The 20806-nt window shown below is 43.3% G+C and carries 12 protein-coding genes; 7 read left to right on the forward strand and 5 right to left on the reverse strand.

The window, feature by feature from the left end; translation table 25 throughout:
- Positions 1–28 precede the first annotated feature (28 nt).
- The 3 genes from hisIE (at position 29) to WC882_05365 (ending at position 3450) form a co-directional block, all read left to right on the forward strand.
- Complete coding sequence (hisIE, locus tag WC882_05355; GenBank protein MFA5843060.1) at positions 29–649, forward strand: bifunctional phosphoribosyl-AMP cyclohydrolase/phosphoribosyl-ATP diphosphatase HisIE; 621 nt, start codon at positions 29–31, stop codon at positions 647–649.
- A 55-nt stretch (positions 650–704) separates the two neighbouring features.
- On the forward strand, positions 705–1892 hold the full coding sequence (locus WC882_05360; GenBank protein MFA5843061.1) for an S-layer homology domain-containing protein: 1188 nt from the start codon (positions 705–707) through the stop codon (positions 1890–1892).
- Between the two features lie 187 nt (positions 1893–2079).
- Positions 2080–3450: a DUF5677 domain-containing protein gene (locus WC882_05365; protein MFA5843062.1), complete on the forward strand. Its 1371-nt coding sequence runs from the start codon at positions 2080–2082 to the stop codon at positions 3448–3450.
- A gap of 334 nt (positions 3451–3784) precedes the next feature.
- Here WC882_05365 and WC882_05370 read toward each other — a convergent pair whose 3' ends face one another.
- The 3 genes from WC882_05370 to WC882_05380 all read right to left on the reverse strand — a co-directional run bounded on the left by WC882_05370 (position 3785) and on the right by WC882_05380 (position 6477).
- Positions 3785–4105 carry a hypothetical protein gene (locus WC882_05370; GenBank protein ID MFA5843063.1) on the reverse strand — a complete coding sequence of 107 codons (321 nt, stop codon included), beginning with the start codon at positions 4103–4105 and terminating at the stop codon, positions 3785–3787.
- A 150-nt stretch (positions 4106–4255) separates the two neighbouring features.
- The gene (locus WC882_05375) at positions 4256–5434 is read right to left on the reverse strand and encodes an MFS transporter (GenBank protein ID MFA5843064.1); all 1179 of its coding nucleotides are present in this window, start codon (positions 5432–5434) and stop codon (positions 4256–4258) included.
- 2 nt (positions 5435–5436) lie between these two features.
- Positions 5437–6477: a tRNA-dihydrouridine synthase gene (locus WC882_05380; protein ID MFA5843065.1), complete on the reverse strand. Its 1041-nt coding sequence runs from the start codon at positions 6475–6477 to the stop codon at positions 5437–5439.
- 187 nt (positions 6478–6664) lie between these two features.
- Between WC882_05380 and WC882_05385 the strand changes: the two genes are divergently transcribed.
- The 4 genes from WC882_05385 to WC882_05400 all read left to right on the forward strand — a co-directional run bounded on the left by WC882_05385 (position 6665) and on the right by WC882_05400 (position 18377).
- Entirely contained in the window at positions 6665–7396 is a 732-nt protein-coding gene (locus WC882_05385) for a hypothetical protein (GenBank protein MFA5843066.1), read from the forward strand.
- A 319-nt stretch (positions 7397–7715) separates the two neighbouring features.
- The gene (locus WC882_05390; protein ID MFA5843067.1) at positions 7716–11369 is read left to right on the forward strand and encodes an adenosylcobalamin-dependent ribonucleoside-diphosphate reductase; all 3654 of its coding nucleotides are present in this window, start codon (positions 7716–7718) and stop codon (positions 11367–11369) included.
- Positions 11370–12109: 740 nt separating this feature from the next.
- Positions 12110–14416, forward strand: coding sequence for a hypothetical protein (locus WC882_05395; protein MFA5843068.1), 2307 nt, complete (start codon positions 12110–12112; stop codon positions 14414–14416).
- Positions 14417–14453: 37 nt separating this feature from the next.
- Positions 14454–18377 carry a hypothetical protein gene (locus WC882_05400; GenBank protein ID MFA5843069.1) on the forward strand — a complete coding sequence of 1308 codons (3924 nt, stop codon included), beginning with the start codon at positions 14454–14456 and terminating at the stop codon, positions 18375–18377.
- Positions 18378–18382: 5 nt separating this feature from the next.
- On the opposite strand, the gene WC882_05405 is transcribed toward WC882_05400, so the two are convergent.
- Together WC882_05405 and WC882_05410 are read right to left on the reverse strand one after the other, a co-directional pair.
- On the reverse strand, positions 18383–19456 hold the full coding sequence (locus WC882_05405) for a hypothetical protein (GenBank protein ID MFA5843070.1): 1074 nt from the start codon (positions 19454–19456) through the stop codon (positions 18383–18385).
- An 85-nt stretch (positions 19457–19541) separates the two neighbouring features.
- A complete protein-coding gene (locus WC882_05410; protein MFA5843071.1) occupies positions 19542–20666 on the reverse strand; it encodes a hypothetical protein in 1125 nt (374 codons plus the stop codon).
- Positions 20667–20806 lie beyond the last annotated feature (140 nt).

The raw sequence follows: 20806 nt of genomic DNA on the forward strand, positions 1-20806 counted from the left end.
TCTTTTATTACCCTTTTATTAAAAAAATATGAACAATAACACTTTTAATTCTTCGATTCTCGATTTTGATAAATTGAACGGCCTGATTCCGGCTGTGATTCAGGATGTGACCACGCGCGAGGTGTTGATGGTGGGTTTTATGAATAAAGTCGCTGTGGAAAAAACTCTCGCGGATCAACGCGTGACGTTTTGGAGTCGGACCAAGCAACGGTTGTGGCAAAAAGGAGAAGAGTCAGGGCATTTTCTCAAGGTTCGCGATATTAAAGTGGATTGCGATCAAGATACGATCCTCGTTTTGGCAGAGCCCATGGGCCCAACGTGTCACACCGGGGAACGCACTTGTTTTGGAGAAAACAGTCGCGGGATTGGATTTTTGGGCGCGTTGTTTGATTTGATCCAATGGCGTAAACAAGAATGTCCTAAAGGCTCTTACACCACGTCACTGTTTGAAAAAGGGCTTCCTGAAATTCTTGCAAAAGTTGAAGAAGAATCTGAGGAAGTTTGTCGTGCGGCTCGTGAAGAAACGCGTGAACGTTTGGCTGAAGAAACTGCGGATTTGCTCTATCACACGTGGGTTTTGCTCGCAGAAAAGAAGGTGTCTCTGGAGGAGGTTGTTGCGGTTTTGGAGAAGCGCGCAGAGAAAAAATAGTGATTTGAGTAGAGCTACGGTAAAATGAAATTCATCAACTTTTTATGAATTTTTTATGAAAAAATTTTCTGTTTTTGTTTCGTTGTTTTTGTTTGGCCTTTTTTTAAGTCCTGCGCTCACGCAGGCCGGAGCGTTGTATGATGATGTTTATGATACGGATTCGGCGGTTGAGGCGCTTACGTATTTAACGGATTATGGCGTGGTGGAGGGATATGGCGATGGGACTTTTCATCCGCTCGGGTTGATCAATCGTGCGGAATTTACAAAAATGGTGGTGGAAGGCGTGTTGGGGGTGACACCGGATGAGACGTTTTACCGGAATTGTTTCCCGGACGTGAACGACGAGTGGTATGCCAAATATGTGTGTTATGCCAAGGGGTTGGGATGGGTGGAAGGGTATCCGGACGGGTTCCATCCCGCGGATAATATTATGCGTTCCGAAGCGGTTAAAATCGTGGGCGAAGCGTATGAATGGGAAAATTTGGGTACATTGGAGTATAGCCGTTTTTCTGATAATCAGGCTGAAAGCGCTTGGTTTCATCCCTATTTGATGAAGGCCGAAGAACGCGGACTTTTTGATACGCTCGATTATTATATCTCTCCGAATGAATTGATTACGCGCAAGCAAATGAGTGTGTTGTTGTATCGTGCCATGAATAATGAGGCCGGAACGCCGGTGGAGGTGGCGTCGTTGTCCGGAGAGGATCTTTCGTATGAGGATGTGTTGGCCACCGGGCTCACGGCGAATTATCCGGGAGATATGGATTTTCCGGCGTATTCGCAGAGCGGTTGGTCTTACGGGTGTTACACGTTTGCGGTGAAAAATGTATTGGCTTTCAAGTATGATTTTATTTTGAATGTATCGGAAATGCAGGATCGAATCGGATGGGATGGCGCGTTTATTTGGACACCCGAGGAAGCGCAAAATTTTGCAACCGAATACGATGTGGATGATGTTTTTACCTACAACGGGACTGCGGAATTTTTCTTGAAAAAACTCGCGATGGGGGATCCCATGGTTTTGTATATTCCTTATTATGTGGGGAGTGAAAATATTGGACATCAAGTTGCGGCGTATTCGTTTGATGAAAATGGCGTGTGGATTGCGGACAGTTTGAGCGGCGGGGTGCAACGTCAAATTCCCTGGAGCGATGTGTTTGTGGATGGAGCGCATTTTACCACCAATCTCACCGAGCTTCGTCAAATGAAGGGCGGGGCAGAGTACAAAACGCAGGGATTTTAGAAAAGGGTATTAAATTAAACTTATCAAGTTTATGATAACCAAATTTTATAATGATTTAGATAGGGTAAATAAAGCACTAGTGACTTTTCTTAATAACTATTCGAGATCAAGGATACTTCAGGACTTTTCTATATCTATTTTTAGATCATTTTTTTATGGTAATCTAATTAATATTTTTTTTGTTAATTTGAATAAAACTAATATTGAAGAATTCGATTTTTCAAAAGATAAAATTAAAAATAAATATAAAAAAATAAGAAGTAAAATTAAACTTGCAATTTCCTCGAAATATAAGCTCGATGAGAGATATTATTCTCTATTTAAGAATCGGGTAAAAGTTGATTTTCCGGATTTTTTTAGATTAATTTCTGAAATAGAAAGCACTCTAAATATAAATAAAACGAGAAAATATTTAATAGATAAAGAAAAAGAGATTAGAAAGTCTGGAAAATCTAATAAAGATATTAATTTATTTTTTTTAACCAAGATTCTTGAAGTGTGTGTGAAAAAAAAGACATTTTTTCTAAGCCCTGATAGTATTCAAAAAACGGTTAAAATTGTCGAAAAAAATGTTCTATCTAAATTTTCTAAAAAAATTATTAAAAAATTAATGAGAGTTAGTATGAGAATGTTGCCTTTACAGAAAATTTGCCGAGGGAAGTTTGAGAATGCACTTTATATTCGATGGAAAGACCCCCTTGATTTGTTGGAATGTTTGATTGAGTTTTCTATTGTAGCAGGGGAAGAACATAAAAATAAATTAACTAAAACACTTGATAGGAATAATGATTATTATAAAAAAAATGTTTTAATAAAAATTCATGCTCGAGCCTTGCAAATATCCAATGAAATTTTTGTTTTATTGAAATCTGGTTATGCCGATGGTGCAAATGCGAGGTGGCGGAGCCTTCATGAACTAGCAGTTATTGCTTTCTTTTTAAAGCAGAATAATGATGAAGTATCAAAAAGATATTTAGAACATGAGGCTATTAAAAGATTTAAAGAGGCAAAAGATTATAAAAAGATTTATGAAAAATTTGGGTATCTTCCCTTTGACAGGAAGGAATTTAATAAAATAGAAAAAGAACATGATGATTTGATCGGAAAATACGGCAAAGAATTTGAATATATGAATGGCTTTGAGTGGATCCCTAAAATAATCTTATCGAATCGTAATTTTCGAGAATTAGAAGAATATGTTAATTTTTCAGATTTTCGTGTTTTTTATAATTTGTCGTGTAATGCTGTTCATGGCGGGGCAAGAGGTTTTTATCGTTTAGGGTTAATGAATAAACATCAAAACAGTTTGCATTTAGTTGGATCAAGTAATTATGGGCTTGCAGACCCGATTGGAAATACTGCCCTTTCTTTATTTTATATAAATTATTGTTTATTTGTAATGGAACCAGATTTTATGAGTATTATACAAATGCAAACAATGAGTAGTTATGTTAATGAGTTGCGTCCTAAAGTGATTAAAATTCAAAAACAAATAGAAAAGGAGGATTTTTTGTTAAATTCAGTTCATAAGGCGAAATTAATTCGGAAACCTCGTTAAGTTTATAATAGTTGTTGTTTGCAATAATTAATAATTTTTTCTGTGTCGATGGATTTAAATTTTTTACCTTGAAATGCCTCGCAAAATCCTGCATTTCTAGGTTTAGTCCCAATAAATAAGGTAAGAATTCTTTTTTTAAGTGCTAATGCGAAACCGCATTCTTGTTCAGTATATGGCTTGAAATTATATGTATTAGTTCTTAGTGCGATAAAAATACCACAGGTAGATAGTTCGGTGATAATTCTATCTCGCCATTCGATGGTCCCAGGGATGTCTTCATGAGCAAGAAAAATTTTAATTCCATATTTTTCTAGCTCTTTTTTGATTTTGCCTGCTAATTTTTTGTCTTCACTCGCGTGTGATAAGAAAATTTTTTTTGATTGTTATAATTTCCTGGGAAGATCCATTCTTCAAGCCCCTTTGAAGTTAGTTTGATAGTAGTTAAGGTGAAATTATCTTCTTTTGAGTAAGGATCAATAAAATTTTTGCCCATTAAATGTTTTATTGCGCCATTTATTTCTTCATCTTTGAATTCAGTTATTTCTTCTTTTATTTTATTTACAAAGATGGCGGCTCCAAGCTCTGCGTTTGAGTTTAGGAGCCATTCGCGAATTTTATGAATTGTAAGGTCGTATCTTCTATCTTTAAGTTTCATGTGTTTGTTTATATAAGGGATGTAAATACAGCGTTAGTGAATAATTAAAGATTGCTAATAGCAAGATATTCCGAAGGCGAATTTTTAGCAATTTTGATCAGATAAAAAAAAGATTATTGTTATGTTTAACATAACAATAGTTAGTATTTTTTATATCACTCTCACTTTCCTCAACCCTATTAAAATTACTCCTCCGCACACCAGGCTTGTCCCAGCCAAGAGGAGGAGGGTTTGAGGTAGGGTGTAGAGGTTTGCGATCCAGCCGATGAGCGGGAGGAGCATTGCGTACAGTAATCTTCCGACAAAACTTTCCGCCGAGAGGATGGTGGCTCTTTGGTTAGAGGTGGTGAGGGCGTTGATGTAGTCGGTTACGACGGCCTCTTTAAATCCTCGTATGAATTGTTGTAAAAAACAGAATGAAAAACTGAAGAGAAATACGAAATGGCTCATTAAAAAATAGCTTCCTGCCAGGAGAAATATCAGCATGATCAGTGAATGTTTTTGCCCGATTTTTGCTTCGATTTTATGCGCGTATTTTGATGAAAAGGCGGCCATGATCTGGAAGCTGGCAAATACAAGGCCGAAATAAATAACATCGAGTCCCGACAATTTAAAATAGGGTTGATAGAGCCACAACGCGGATTGATTGAAGGCAAAAATTACGCCTGAAAAAACAATCAGCCATTGGAGTTTTTTATTTTGAAGCACTTCTTTTAGGATGGTTTGTAGTTTTTTTGGAGCGCCTTTTTCAGTAGGGGATTTATGCTTTTTCGGCTCGTGCATGGAGAGCGTCAGAGGGATCAATAAGGCGAAAAAGGGGATGGAAGCGTACAACGTGTATCTCAAATCAATCGCGGCGATGAAGCCTCCCAAAATATTGGAAATGGCCAGGGCCATCATCCCGGAAAATAGAACATTGCCCCAGATTTTTTTATAACATTTTTCTTGATGAAGGTCTTGAAGCGTATCGTAAACAAAGGCAGATAGAGTTCCGGAGTAGAGGGCGACCCCGAGTGCAAAAAACGCTTCGGCTATTAAAAATTGCTGAAAATTATGGCTCACGCTGTAGGTGGAAATTCCTAGGAAAAAGCATATTCCGGCCATAACCAATGTTTTTTTTCGTCCATAAATATCCGAGAAATAGCCGGTGGGGATTTCGAGAATCATGGCCATGATCGCAAAGAGCGATTGTAAAATCATGACTTCGGTTAGGCTCAGGCCATTATTTTGCCAAAACAAAACAATGACTGGCACAGAGAAAAACATGCCGGCAAACGCTTCGTGCAGGTAGAGTTTCCAGAGGTTGTTTTTGAGGTTTTTGGTTTTCAAAATTATAGAATTCCTTTTAAAAAATTCTTGATTTTCTCTTCGACTTCAGTTGCGGTTTCGACTTGCATGAGCTCGTTTCTCAGTTTGCGCGAACCCGGAAGGTGGTGACAATACCAGCCCAGGTGTTTTCGAATGCGTTGAAAATGAATTTCCGGGCATTGAGTCTCTAAGTAGTGTGTGTGCTCGATGGCGGCAAGCATGCTTTCTTCCGGGGTGGGTTGATGATCGCTGAAAAACCAAGGATTTCCTTGGACGCTTCGACCTACCAAGACACCGTCCACACCAAAGGTTTTTATTTTTTCGATCGCATCGTTGTAACTTTTGATGTCCCCGTTTCCAAACAGCCAGGTCTTGGTTTCGTGCGCGAGTTCGGCCGCGGCCATAATGGCTTCCCAATTGGCTTCGCCTCGATAGAGTTGCGCAAACGTGCGGCCGTGCAGAGCGATGACTGCAGGTTTTTGTTCCAATAAAAAGGGGATCCAGGATTTGATGGCGATTCGGTGAAAGCCCAGACGCGTTTTAATGGAGAGCGGGAGGAGGCGAGGGGCAGTGGGTTGGATTTGGCGCGCTTTGATGGCGGCTAAGATGTCGGGATGGATGCCGGCTTCTTCGACGGTGATGCCATTCGCGAAGTCTTGGAGCCCTTTTTGGGCGCTTTGAATGAGTTCTTTGGCGAGCACGCGGTTTTGAATCAACGCGGCGCCGGAGCCTTTTTTAATGATGCGAGGGTCTGAACATCCCATATTAAGGTCGAGGCCGTCGAAGCCGAGATGTCCGATTAAGATGGCGGCTTTGTAAAATCCTTCAGGGGTGATGCCGTGAATTTGAGCCACCAAGGGCTGTTCAGCAGGAGTAAAATAAAAAGCGTTGAAGCTTTGCAAATTGCCGTGCGCCAAGCCTTCCGCATCCGTAAATTCCGTGACCATGAACGAGGGGTGGCTGTATTTGCACATCATATGTCGGAACGGTTGGTCGGTGACGCCGTCCATGGGGGCCAGGGCAATGATGGGTTTTTTGAGGGTTGAGAAAAATCCACGATTCATAAGAGAAAGATACACGTACGAGGCGGGTTTGTCAGGAGATGTGCTTCAGGTTGGAGAATATAATATCCCGAAATCATTTTGTGTTGTGTGTAAAGTCCACTTTTGGCTTAAGGGTGGGTTTAGGATGGTTTTTCTTCGAGAAATTTGATATAATTTATAGAAATTCCAAAAATAAATATAAAACCGTATGAAACGCAAAAAGACTTCGATGAATGGCCAAGAGTGCGTTTCTGATCTTGGAGAAAATCTTTTCGACTCTCTCAAATTTCAGGCTTTGGAGGTTTTTTTAAAAAAATTAAAAGCCAAAACTCATCCCCGGCGCATGTCTAAATCCGTGATTGAGGATTCTCAATATGATTTCTTGGAACGTTGCGACAAAGTCCTTTCCAGAACCTTAAAAACGTTTGTTTCCGCCAAGCATTTGCTTCCTTTTTCCGAGGATAATTATCGGATTATGTTGGTGTCTGCGATTGATCGCATTCCCGAGGATCCGGAAGAAGAGAGTGATGGAACGATTTCGGATGAAGTAGCGCATATTATTGAAACTCTTGAGGGGATTGAAGACGTGACCACGCATTGGCTTTTGGCTGCGTTTTGGTCCCCGTCGCTCCTTTCTACGTTATATAAGGAAGTGGAGTCGGCGTCGGAATCGGAGAAAGCGTGCGCGGTGTCGGAACGGTTGCGTACGCTTTTTTGTCGTTTGATTGAGGCGTCTCCGTTTTTAAAAGATGAGGAAAAGGCGCGTTTGTACGTGAAAGTGACGCATGCCGGGGCTTTGTATGTGTTGGATTTATTGAATCGATTCTTAGAAGGTCATGGCGAATACGCGGTTTATGCCCAAGAACGTGTGCTGGCAGCGTATCCAAGTATTGTTCGAAACGCGGAGCAGGCGCTTTTTAAAGAGGCGCAGAGTGCGTAGAAATGCGGGGGAGGGGGAGCTCACTTCGCTGGGAAGGAATGCGGGGAGCGCACTTCGCTGGCGCTTCGTGCGTGGCTACGTGAGTGGTCACTCGGAGCAATTTTATATTTCCACAAAAAGTTGGTTTTTTGCCAAGCTCATTTATTAAAATTTCATTAAAATTTCATTAAAATTTCTTGACGATGGGTGTTACGGGGCCTATTGTTCCGACACAATATTTAGTGTGTTTTTCAAAAAGACATACAACATATTGGGCTTCGGACCCTATTTGAGGCCGGTTTTCTATTTTTGATGGCTGTTTTCCTAACCCTTCCTTTTTATGGCTGCTTTCACTCCTTCTTATACTCGCACCAAGAAATCTCGCGATGATCTTTTTTCCAATGAAGTGGGTGAAAAAGGCTTGAAAGTGGCGCGCATTTTTACCAAGCCCGGTCATGACCCTTATGAAGGTATTTTGTTTGAATCGCGCACGTCTCGAATTACGAATCCGGATGGGTCTACGGTGTTTGAAATGAAAGACCTTGAAGTGCCCTCCACGTGGAGTCAGGTGGCGACCGATATTTTGGCGCAAAAATATTTCCGAAAAAAAGGAGTGCCCCAATTGGATCGTAAAACCGGGGAACCTCTTAAAAATGAAGATGGCACGCCAATGTTGGGTAGTGAGTGGTCCTCGAAACAAGTGATGTATCGTTTGGCCGGCACGTGGCGACATTGGGGAGAAAAATATGGTTATTTTGAGACCAAAGACGATGCGGACGCGTTTCAAGCCGAGTTGGAATACATGTTGATGAATCAATACGCGGCTCCGAATAGCCCTCAATGGTTCAATACCGGGTTGCATTTTGCGTATGGAATTGAAGGAAATTCTCAGGGACATTTTTATGTTGAAGAAAAAACCGGGAAATTGGAACGCTCTAAAGATGCTTATACGAGACCTCAGCCTCATGCTTGCTTCATTCAATCCATTTCTGATGATTTGGTGAATAAGGGTGGGATTTTTGATGGCGTGATGCGTGAGGCGCGTTTGTTTAAATATGGCTCCGGAACAGGTTCGAATTTTTCAAAATTGCGTGGCAGGACCGAATGCTTGGATGGAGGAGGAAAGTCATCCGGGTTGATGAGCTTTTTGGGGATTTTTGATAAAGCTGCGGGGGCGATCAAGTCCGGCGGCACCACGCGTCGTGCGGCAAAAATGGTGTGTGTGGATTTAGATCATCCGGAAATTGAAGATTTCATCCAATGGAAGGTGACGGAAGAGCAAAAAGTGGCGGCTCTCGTGGCGGGTTCGCATATTTGTTATGAAAAATTAAAGGCCATTGTGGAATCTGTGGCTGCTAAAACCTCGAATCCCGAGAAAAACATGGAGTTGAAAAAGCTTATTCTTGAGGCTCATAAAGCGCACATTCCACTCAATACCGTGAAACGCGTGATCATGATGGTGGAAAATGGCATGAAGCCCGAGGATTTCGATTTTCGAAAATACGATGTTGATTTTCGTTCCGAAGCGTACGCCACGGTTGGAGGTCAAAATTCCAATAATTCCATCCGTATAACCAATGCTTTTCTTGAGGCTGTTGAAAAAGATGGCACCTGGGATTTGGTGAATCGCATCGATGGTAAAGTGTGCAAAACGTTAAAAGCGCGTGATCTTTGGGAAGACATCGGGCGTGCGGCATGGACGTGTGCGGATCCCGGAGTTCAATACGACACGACTATCAACGAATGGCATACGTGCCCGAAAGACGGACGAATCAATGCCAGCAATCCGTGCTCGGAATACATGTTCCTTGATGACACGGCCTGCAATCTCGCGTCCCTCAATTTAGTGAAATTTTATGACACTAAAACCGAGGAATTTTTGATTGAAAATTTTCAACACGCGTGTCGGTTGTGGACCATGGTGCTTGAGATTTCGGTTTTGATGGCGCAATTTCCGTCCGAATCCATTGCTCAACTCAGTTATGATTATCGAACTTTGGGGCTTGGGTATGCCAATATCGGGACTTTGCTCATGCGCCAAGGAATTCCATACGACAGCGAAGAAGCCATGGCGATTTGCGGGGCGATTACGTCTCTTATGTGTGGCGAATCGTATGCCACGTCCGCTGAATTGGCCAAGGTTCGCGGGGCGTTTCCTCGATATAAAGACAACAGCGAGGACATGTTGCGTGTGATTCGAAATCATCGTCGCGCCGCATATCGCGTTTCCGATGCCGAGTATGAAAATCTTTCCATTCGGCCTATGGGAATCAATGCCAAACATTGTCCCAAAGATTTATTGGAAAGCGCTCGCGATTCTTGGGATCGTGCGTTGAGTTGGGGGGAGAAAAACGGGTTCCGCAATGCGCAAGTCACGGTCATTGCTCCGACCGGAACCATCGGGCTTTTGATGGATTGCGATACCACGGGCATTGAGCCGGATTTTGCCTTGGTGAAGTTTAAAAAACTCGTGGGCGGAGGTTATTTCAAGATTGCGAATCAATCCTTGGCCCCGGCGTTGAAACGTTTGGGTTACGATGCACAACAAATTGAAGATATTCTTCATTATGTGAAAGGTCATGGCACGCTTGCGGGATCGCCTGCGGTCACGCATGAGGAATTGCGAGCCAAAGGATTCTCCGACAAACAAATTTTGGCGGTGGAAGGGCAATTGGCGACTGCGTTTGAACTCAAATTCGCGTTCAATAAATGGACGTTGGGAGAGGATTTCTGTCAGGAAATTCTCAGACTCACTCCCGAGCAAATCAAAAACACGCAGTTCGACTTTTTGAAACATTTGGGTTTTTCAATCGAGGAAATTGAGAAGGCGAATCAATTTGTGTGCGGCACCATGACCATTGAAGGCGCTCCGCATTTGAAAGAGGAGGATTATCCGGTGTTTGATTGCGCGAATCGTTGCGGGAAAATTGGGAAGCGATTCATTCGTCCCGAAGGGCACATTCGTATGATGGCTGCGGCTCAACCGTTTATTTCCGGTGCCATTTCCAAGACTATTAATTTGCCGGAAGAAGCCACGTTCGATGACATTCGCAATGTGTATATGAAGAGTTGGAAATCCATGCTCAAGGCTAATGCGTTGTATCGCGATGCGTCCAAGTTGAGCCAACCGCTCAACACGTCTTCGATGTCCGGAAATTTGGCGACGTTGTTCGACTTTAGAGATGAAGAGCTCGAAGCCGGGCCTCAAGAAGTTCATCAAATTGTGGTGGAAAAACTCATCCAAAAGCCGTTCCGTCGCAAGTTGCAAAATGAACGTCGAAGCATCACTCATAAATTCAGCATTCAAGGACATGAAGGGTATCTCACGGTGGGGCTTTACGACGATGGCCAGCCCGGAGAAATTTTTATCAAAATGAGCAAAGAGGGGAGCACGTTGTCCGGAATTATGGATGCGTTTGCGTTGTCCGTGTCTCTCAATTTGCAGTACGGAGTGCCGCTCGAGGTTTTAGTTGGAAAGTTCACGCATTCTCGATTTGAACCTGCAGGAATGACACAAAATCAAGAAATCCCGATGGTGAAATCCTTGATGGATTATTTGGGTCGTTGGATGGCGCTTAAGTTTTTACCGCGTGAAACGGCCAAGAAATATCACAATGCGGATTTGGTGGATCGTGCGTATGAAGAAGGCACGCTCGCCAAACGAGATTATTCTCATTTGCAGGAAAATTTTGAGAAAATGGTGGAATCCATTCATGAACAACGTCCAATAAAACCCGGAGGGTTGAAGACGGTTTCGGAAGCGCCTTGCGGGGAAAAAATAGCCGTTGGAGTGAGCGTTTCTCCATCGATTAAAACGGTAAAATCCGAGGATGGAGCCGTGACTCTGGAGCAACTTGAACGTTTGCAAAGCAATTTGTCGCTTCGTCTCAACAATGAAGATGCGCCGGTGTGTACCACGTGCGGCGATGTGATGACGCGGAATGGGAGTTGCTATAAATGTTTGGGGTGCGGGGAGACGAGCGGGTGCTCATAAATACGAAAGGGGCATAAAAAAGAGAGACAACACGGAAGTAAAAATAAAAAGCTCTCAAACTCCGTTGCTCGTGATATCTATTTTGCTAACCGCTGACTTTGAAATAGGTATCAAAGGGAAGGGTATACCCTTTTTTACGAGCAACGAAGTAGGAGAAGATCCGCCTGACCTTCATGAATTCTCTTAGGTTGGAGGACCCGTACCATGCAGAGTACGTAAGGGAAAGACATGAAGGCAGGCGGAAGAGAAAGAGGATGGTCGGCACCTGCTCGAGAGAGCGAAGGTGGAGATGTAGGAGACGCTCCCGATCTCGGGCAGGGCCGACCATTAGGGTTCATTGCCGAACAACAAGGATTAAGCTTTTTAATCCCTCTTCTTCGGCAACGAATCAAATTACTTCCGTGTTGTCAAAACTCCGGCCCAACGAGAGACAACACCGCTCGCGGCTCATCTCGATTTCGAGAGATACCAACGCGAAGGCGTGATCCACTCCAAAGGCGAAGCCCGGTCGATCCCGGGGAAAAAGGGCTCATGCGCCAATTAATTTTTTGGCTTACTTGAGCCGTTTTTCCCCGAAATTGAAAAAGGGGATTATTGTAGTCCGGAAATAATTGGCGTCAAGTTTTTCGTAATAAAAGGGTCGGAAATGGGTTATTTAAGACGAAAACGAAGGACTCGTATTGACAATTTATAATTTAATGTTATCTTGTCTCCCTTTATCTTTTCATCAAAAATATTAAATGAGTGTTGATATTGTAGTAGTGGACACTTCTTCTGATTGGGGCAGGAAGGGGAGTGAACTAGTATCTGCAAGAATAGAATTGCCAAAGACTATTTCCTCTATTGCTGACGCCTTTGGAAAATTGATGGTTAGTGGAGAAGGAGAAGGCCTTCCTGTTCCTTCTTTGACCCCTGATGATCAGTCTTTAAAGGAACAAGTGTTACGCGGAATAGATATTTTATTTATACGTTCTATGATTGATAGATTCCGAGTTTTGGCAGAAGAGAGATTAAAAAAAATACCAGATGAGGCAACAATTCTATCAATCCCAAAAACTATAGAGGCCGTTGAATGGGATTTGGTTAGAGTAAGGATGGATAAACATTCTGTCCGGGAAGAAATAAGAACAATATTAGGAGGAAAAATGGGGGAGATCGATCGAAAAAAGGACTCGGATTTCCGTCTTTTAAGATCTTTGGTGCATGAAGTGATGGAAATACCAGCGGTAATGGATTCTTTGAGTCAATTTCAATCTGTTCTTGATCAGATGGAATCTAAATGGGTGAATTTTCGAAAAACGAGAGATGGGATGGAGACGTTGGAGCGGGAGGTTGATGCCCCGATGGAGTTAAGGACAAATATTGTTCGATTAAGCCTCGCGTTGCTTGGACATAATGGAGAGATGACTCCCGCTTTTGCAGGGAAATTTTCACGAATAAAAGGGATGAGTTCTCTTACATGTGAAAAATTTCAAGAGTGGTCGGCAAAAACTTTTTCAAAAGTATCTACATTAGTAATAGAAAAGGGCAGTGCTATTGCTGCAGCTCAGGGAGCAAGGCTCGCGGCGGCATTTATAAACAAAATCCTTAAAAAAGGATCTGCCGAAGAAATGAAATTGGAATTTTTTGCTACAGCCAAGGAAGCAGGGCTCCCGGATGCATTTATAGAAAGAATTTCCGAAAAAGAAGCTGCCGAAGAAATGGTAAATGAACTTAGAATCGCAGTTGCGGAATTTGCTCTTGCTGAACCCATCGCAGTAGAGAAGGCGGCATCTATTAAAATCCCTCCCATAAAGTCTTATCTTGATATTTGTGTCCCTGACGAAACAAATCCATTAATGCGTGTTGCTTTTAATCCGTTTTTTTTAAGTGAAGCTCAAGAGGATAGTACTCCCGATTTTATTTTTGGGGCTATGGAATTCCCAGGGATGGAGCTCACTCCTATTTATTTTGAAATTCGGTTTGATGATCCCGAGAGTCCCGAGGTTCGAATTTTGTCCCAAACGTTTCCTTTAAGTCATGAGGTTAATTCTGTTGACGAGGATTATGGTCGTTTTACAGATTTGATTCGAATAATTTTTGGCCAAATTCAAATACGAAGCGGTGAAAACGCGAGATTAACTTTTGCTCATGAAACTATGAGACGAGCTTATGAAAAGGAGCCTGAACCGAAAGCCCCCGACGCTATCAAAACAGTGGGAGTTAAAGTTAAGCCCACAATTTATTCTTTGGGTGAAATTAGGGTGATGAGTGAAGAGATTGATAAGAAAATGACAGATTCTCGGTTTTGGGAAGATATTGTTGTTCGGGTGAATCAAGCCAGGAGTTTTTCTGTGCCTTTTGATATTCAAACTGCTTTTAAACCCAGACCTGAGAGTCCTGGTATAACGGTGCGTACGGCTGGAAATTTGGACGGGACTTTTAGAGAGGGACAACAATTTGAAGGGTGTATTTTTATTCAAGGGTTGACAAAAGATCAAGAATTTTTGCAAATTCGAGGAGATTTGAGTACGAAGACATTAAGGGTTGAGTGTGATTCTTCTCCTCGATTTGATGGAGAAGGGAATGTCACGCGTTTGCGATCGGTTTGGCTTCGGGCGATTGCGGCGATGAAAAGTGCGTTTGAGGAAAATGGGTGGACAGTGGGGTTTAAGAGACTAAAATTCCCGGAATTACCAGATAGTGATCCTTGTTCTGAAGCTTTATATTTGGCAGTTCCTGTTTTCGATGAGTCGTGGCGCGTGGATCATAGGGAAGAGTTTGTTCTTGAAGATCCATTAACGTTTTTAATAGAAGTGATTCAAAGAAAATTACGAGGGATTAAAGAAGAACGTATAAAGTCCACGAAAAGCACTGTGAGCTCCGGTGCAAAAGCAGTAGCAACAGAGGGCCTAAAAGATGAAAAAAAGATTGTCTATCCTCCTGCCCGTGTTTTTGTTCGAACGCCTTATTCTGACCCGGAGGCTAGAAAAATAGCGAAATTACAAGAGAGTCAAGGAGCGGGTTCGTTGGATGGACAGGGGGGCGCTTGACTTTTATGGCTTTAATGTTACTATTTTTTACTAATTATAATTTAAATGATTTATGGCTCCTAACGAACAACCAGGACAAGGTGAATCGGGTGAGGGTTGTGTGGGAAACGGCTCAAATGGCGTCTCTTCTCAGGGGATGGCCTCTGATTTAACTATGAATTTTTTAAGGAGATCTTTGTCGTTGGAAGAATCGGAAAACATAGATGATGGTGGTCATAATGAATTTTCTGACGACTCTAATACCGATGTTTCTCCTAGGCCCTCTTTAGCGCTTTCAACTGCATTGGTTTGTGCAAAAGAATGTATTCCCGAAGGATTGGGCGCTTCTAAAAATCGATTGCATCTTGAAGCTCGATTGACTCAAATAAATACTCTTATGTTTGGGAGTGGCGGGCCGTTTGAAAACATTAGTCCCAATGGGAATCTGCAGCCTTTAGTTGAAAATGTAGATTTTTGTACAAAATTTGATGATAGCATGAAGAAGTTGGGAGCCATTTTGGGGGCCCAAGATGTAAGTAATCCTTCTACTAATAAAAGGAAAGCAAGACGGTCCAATTTTTTCAGAGGATTTGCTTATTATAAAGATGAAAAAATAGACAGTCTGACAAAAGGACAATATGTGGCTCCGGATTATGTGAATAAAGCTTATGATGATTATCTTTTCCCCGCTTATCGTACCTTGGTTGAGTTTAAAGAACGATTTGATAAAGCGTGTAATATTGATAAGGGAAAAACCAGAGTTGTTACGCAGGCAGTCCCTAATGGGGCTCTTGCTGGATTGGAAAGTAAGGTTGTTCTTCCGAAAAAAGCTAGGGTTGCGATGGAAGAGGATACGCCGTTAGATTCTGATACAGATGGTCTACTTGTTGTTGCGCCGAATGTTATGGTCGATGAGAGGACGGGAGAGGAGGTTGCCGTTTTCGGAGAAGAAACTTTTCGCCCGACAGGGTCGTCTCTTGTTAGTCAACGACAAGAATCGGCTGCCATGATTGTGGCTCATTTTAGAGAGCCTTTAGAGGGTGAGGTTGTCGAAAAAGGGGAAGCCCAAAAAAAAATTATTGCACTTAAAACAGAAGTTTTGGCTTTGCTGGGAAAGGTTTTATTAAAGGCTCAGTCATTGAATAATAAAGTAGAGATGATTGAAAGTATTCGCGCATCCGCATTATTTTTGATGGAGTTGAATCCCAAACAAATATCAGGATGGAAAAATGATGAAAAGATTCGGGGAATTTTGTCGGACGAATGGAGAACAATAGATAAAAATACGTTAAAGGTTCAGGTTGCGGCATTGATTCTAACGATCACAAGCTATTTGGGACGAATTTTTAAAAGAGATGATTCTTTTACCGCATTGGATTTTTCTCCTGAAAATCTTTCGATTCAATTGCAGGATTTGAGGACATTGGTCGAAAGCATTGCTCCATTGTATGAAGCATTTGAGAGAAATTTATCGTTGGAAAATAGGCTTGCGACTGAACAACAAAAAGAGGCAATGTTGACTTTTTGTTCTACGGAATTGCCTCGTTTAATTGAGCGTATTAATAATGTTATTTTTTTGAAGGCTCAGACAAAAAGATTTACTACCGCACTATATGATGTAAAGCTGGGTTCCTTTGGGAATTCTGGTGCGCCAGTAAATGCCGGTGGTCCGGGAGAGGTGCCGTCAACAGGGGGGGGGGCTTCTGCTGAAGTGAGTAGTAGTCATGGTGGGAGTACTGCCGTTGGTTATGAGGCTAATTTGGGGACTGGTGTGTTAGCTTTTGCTCGAAACCAAGTCGCTGCTGCGCTGCAGGAGAGTCTTTCATCTGCAGAGGCAACACCGGATGTTTTGGCTTCATTGAAATCTTTGATTGCACAAGGTGTGGCAGCTTTGGAATCAACGGATGCGTCGGAGGGAGCAGCGCAAAAAAGAAAGGTTGCTTTGGTCGGCTTTTATACCTTGTTTGCTCAAATGCGTGAGGAGGGGAATCCTTTGAATGCCTTATGGGTTTCGGCGAACGGGGATACGGCGATTGAAGAAAAGGGTGGATTTTTAGCTTCAATGCCTACTGCAGGGACTGCTTGTGAAATAGCCGAATATTTGGGACAGCATATTCAGGAAATGATTGATTTAGTGGGATTTTTTGACGGCGCGCTTCCGGAAGATTTAGCATTACTTGGAACACAACAGGTGTTTGCAATGAGCCCTGCATTGGGCTCGATTCAGGAGGAATTTGATCGTGAAGCGATTGAAATTGTTCCCGTCGCTGTTCAAGCTATAAATGTTAATGAATCACCACAGGGTGGTGTTGCGGATTTGATTCAGCCGGCTCCACCTACGGGTGAAACGGCTGCAAATAGCGGTAGTAGTACCGTAGCTATTAGTTTTTCTGGAAATGATCCTATTACAAGTATTGCCTTAGAGGTTGATAGTGCCTCTTCCGCGGTGGTCCCTTCAAAACGTAATGGCTCGAAATTTGGTCGATGGGGGAGAAGGATTGCTCTTGGCGTTGTTGGCCTTCTTGGTGCTGTTGTTGCCGGGAAAGCTTTAATTGATCTTTTTAATAAAGGTGAAGGGGAAAAAACCGAAGATATTGCATCGAATTCCTTTGTCGGGCCTGTACCTCCCACGGAAACGGAAGCTTCTACTGTTTTTTCCGAAAGAGCCGATGCAGGTATTGTTGCTGAGCCAACTCCAGGACCAAAACAACCGAGCCTCGTTATTATTTCTGAAGTCCCTCAACAATATTCTTCTGGTGCTAGTGATGTTTCCGCTTCCATGCCTTTGCCCAGGCCGGGCGTGTATGCCCTTTCCGGGACAGACATGCCTGCAACAGGGACTACTTTTACAGTTGATCGCGTCAGTAGTATAGGCATGGGACAGAGAGCTTCTTTTGATCTAAGTCAGTATTTGAGAGTCTCGGCTGCGGAGGCTACATGGATGGTTCCTAATGCGGATAAGCCGAATTTTTCTTTAAGCACAACGTTTAATTCTTTTGGACGATCATTGAGTGAAATGCTGATTTCCAATGCGCAAGCGGATGAACATGTTTGGCAATATTATTTAACATTGGGTACTCCTTTTTATCCTAAAATTTCTTATTCGACCCCTGTCTCCGTGGCTTTAAATGAGGTTTCTCCTTCTCTTGATATCCACCAAGGTTCCACGGTGTGGGGTTTGGCCCATGCGGCTTTGGGAAAAGAGGCGAGCGATGCAGAGGTGAATTTATCGGTCAAAAATAAATTGAATGCTTCACAAGCATTGCTCAATGAAACATTAAAGCCGGTGTTGGACAGTCGTAAGTTTTTTGATGAAGCGAGGACCACATTGGTGACAGATCATCCCGAATGGGAATGGAATGTTCCGAATACGGTTCACACGGTTCGAGGGCTTCAGAATTTGGGGACTTCGGAATCCAAAGAAATATTTAATCAAATGGCAGCCTTGCGTTTGACGGTTGGTGATTTGCAAACCATGTTTGAAGCAGGAGGTAAAAAGGCAGTAAGTACTCCAAGTACTCCGACAGCGCCTTCCGGAGGAGTAGTCACTCCGGTTCAGCATGAAAATAAAGGCGGTGATCAAGGTATGAACATGCCTTCTTCGGACGGAGCTTCTTCTTCGGCTACGGCTTCGCTTGATTTCGGAGATGGAGAGGATGAAGACGAGGAACTTCTTCTCGATGATGATGATGATTTTGAGCTTACGGAGGATATGATGGAATCGGATGATATTGAAGAATTTGCCATGCCCATTCAAGGAACCGGAGGATTCGATGCTCCGATAAATCATACGCTCGCCATGAAAGCCGTCCGAGAAAAAGCTAACGCTCGTCAGTTGCGAATGGAAGGAGCTCGAACTCCGACTGATGTTGAGAAAGCCGTACAAGAAGCGGTCAATAACTCTATGAAACCGACCGGTTTGGCGGACACGCTGGGAGGATTTGTTCCTTCGCGACGCCCGCAAGCTCGACGCCAGAAGACGACTCGAGTTTCTTAAAAGCTTTAGCTGCACCCCGGCACAAACATCCACAACAAGATCAATTCCCCGTTTTTATAAACGCGTAAATTGGGGCCGTTTAAGATGGCGATGGTGGAGCCGTCCGAGGAGATTTTTGCACGTACACTCCATATGGTTTTGAAAGGAGTGGAGAAGCTTAAAAGACTGAGGGTTTGCGTATCGCCGCTGGCATAAGTGATTGTCACGGTCTTGGTTTTTGTCGTATCTGTAGACCATGAAACCACTTGGCTGTAGTCGGTCCTATTGTCTTGGCTTGGAAATGAGGTGTATTCCCAGATTTCCCCGCTTCCGGTATTGGGGTCGTCTCCGATGTAAAGCGTTGTCCCATCCAAGGCCACGGCTTCTTGGTCTCCTTCTCCCAGATCGTATTCTGCTGGGCTTCCGGAGGCATCGTTGAGCAAGGTCCATGTGGTTGGATTTTCATAATCATCCACTTCAAACAAGGCTAACGAATCATAATAATCGTAAACCGTGTAAAAAACTCCTTCCTCATAATACAAGCCCGCAATGTCCGTATACCCCAAAGGAGAATCGATGACACTGACTAAGCGTACGCTCCCTTGTTCTCCGGTTTCAAAAACATACACGTCGCCGTTGTATTGCAATCCTGCGTAAAAATAGCCTTCCGCATAGGTCAAAGCCTCTAGCCCTTGGTTGCTGCTTTCGCTGACCATGTAATCTCCCAAATACCATTCGTTTCCTGTGGCGGTTCCGGTAGTGGGGTTGATTTCGATGATGGTGTTCGGTTCTTCTTTTCCTGCGTACAAAAGTCCGGTTTCTCGATTTACAGTCAATCCCTCGAGGTCGCCACCGATGTAATAACTGAATTTATCGCTTCCATCGAGACCCATTTTCCATAGATAGCCGTCATCGCTGACGATCCATAATTGACCGTCGTACACGATGGCGTCGCTGGGTTCGGTGACGGAGCCGCTGTTGATGTCGGTTCCGGCGGAGCAAGGGAAGGCCAGTGCCGCATTTGTTGTCGGAATAGAGAGGACAAGCGTTAATAAAAGGCTTGTAACTGAGATTTTAGCGAGAAATTTGCAAGGAGACATAAGGTTAAGTTAAAGGATACCTCTCTTGGAGAAAGGGAAGTTAACATAAGAGAAGCTCAGGCTCAAGCCAAAATTAAGGTATCGGCTAGATGGACCACGTTAAAACGCAAACGCCGTTCATGTAAATATATAAAGTTCTCCAATCCAAAACGAGAAGGGCGTGAGAATCCGAAGTGATACCGGTGCGAACTCTCGAATAGGCTGCGGTATAGGTAATGGATTGTGTGTCACCGCTCGCGTATACCACGGAAATGGTTTTTGGAGAACGGATTATGGTTGCAGAGGAAATGGTGGTGTAATCCGGGGCTGCGGGTTCTGCGACTACGGGTTCAGCGGCTGCGGGTTCTGCTGTTTCTTCAGCTGCCGGGGCTGCTGCGGTTGTTGTGATGGTTGGGAATCCGGTGAATTTGTAAATGTATCCACCGTCATCCGCGACATAGAGATCTGTGCCGTTGAAGGCGAGCCCTTCCCAATTGGCATCCGGGGTTTGGTAGCGTACGTCTTCTGCTGCCCCATTTTTTAATTCAGTGAAGGAGGTAGGGGCTGTGGTGCTATTTACCGTAAAAAGAACAATGCGCAGATTGCTGTCGAATAAGGCGTAAAATGTCCCATCTTGGTAATAAAGCCCGGCGAGATCGGTGTAGCCTGCGTGAGGAGTCGTGAGTTTATTGAGATAGGTAAAGGAGCTGTTGTAAATGTAAACATCCCCGTCGTCTTGCATGCCCAAGTAAAAATTGGTGCCATCTGTGGTCATGGCTTCCACTCCTGCGCTGGTTGAAGTGGTGGTGATGGGGTAAGTGAGGCTGGTGTCCGAAAGATTCCAATAACTCCCGGTTAAAGATCCTGCCGAGGTGGCTGAGGTGCTGGTATTGGGGGTTACTTTATATACGATGGCCGGATATTCATTCACCACATAGAGGTAACCGTCTTTTTGAGTGAGCCCCTCGAAATCTCCTCCCAGATAAGAGGATATTTTTCCTGTTCCATCGAGACCCATGCGCCAGAGATAACCATCATCACTGACGATCCAAAGATAGCCGCCATAGACCAAGGCGTCGCTGGGTTCGGTGACGGTTCCGCTTCCGCCATTGATGTTAGTGAGGGTGGAAGAGCAAGGCCACGCCGAAGAGGCGAGGGCTATGCCGCTCACCGCAAAGATCCCGATAAGGACCGCGAGTAGTTTGAGTGCATTTTTTGAAATGTTTTTCATAAAGAAAAAGTTAAAAGATTAAATTTTTATGAAATCTTATTCAGAGTAACATGCGAATTTGAATTTTATTAAAAAGAAAGCTTGCGCGATTTGAGTTTTTCTTATTTGATAAAAATTGAGATTTATATTTTTTATTTATT

It is taken from the genome of Candidatus Gracilibacteria bacterium (assembly GCA_041658685.1).
In the GTDB taxonomy this organism is placed as follows: Bacteria; Patescibacteriota; Gracilibacteria; order UBA1369; family UBA12473; genus JBAZZS01.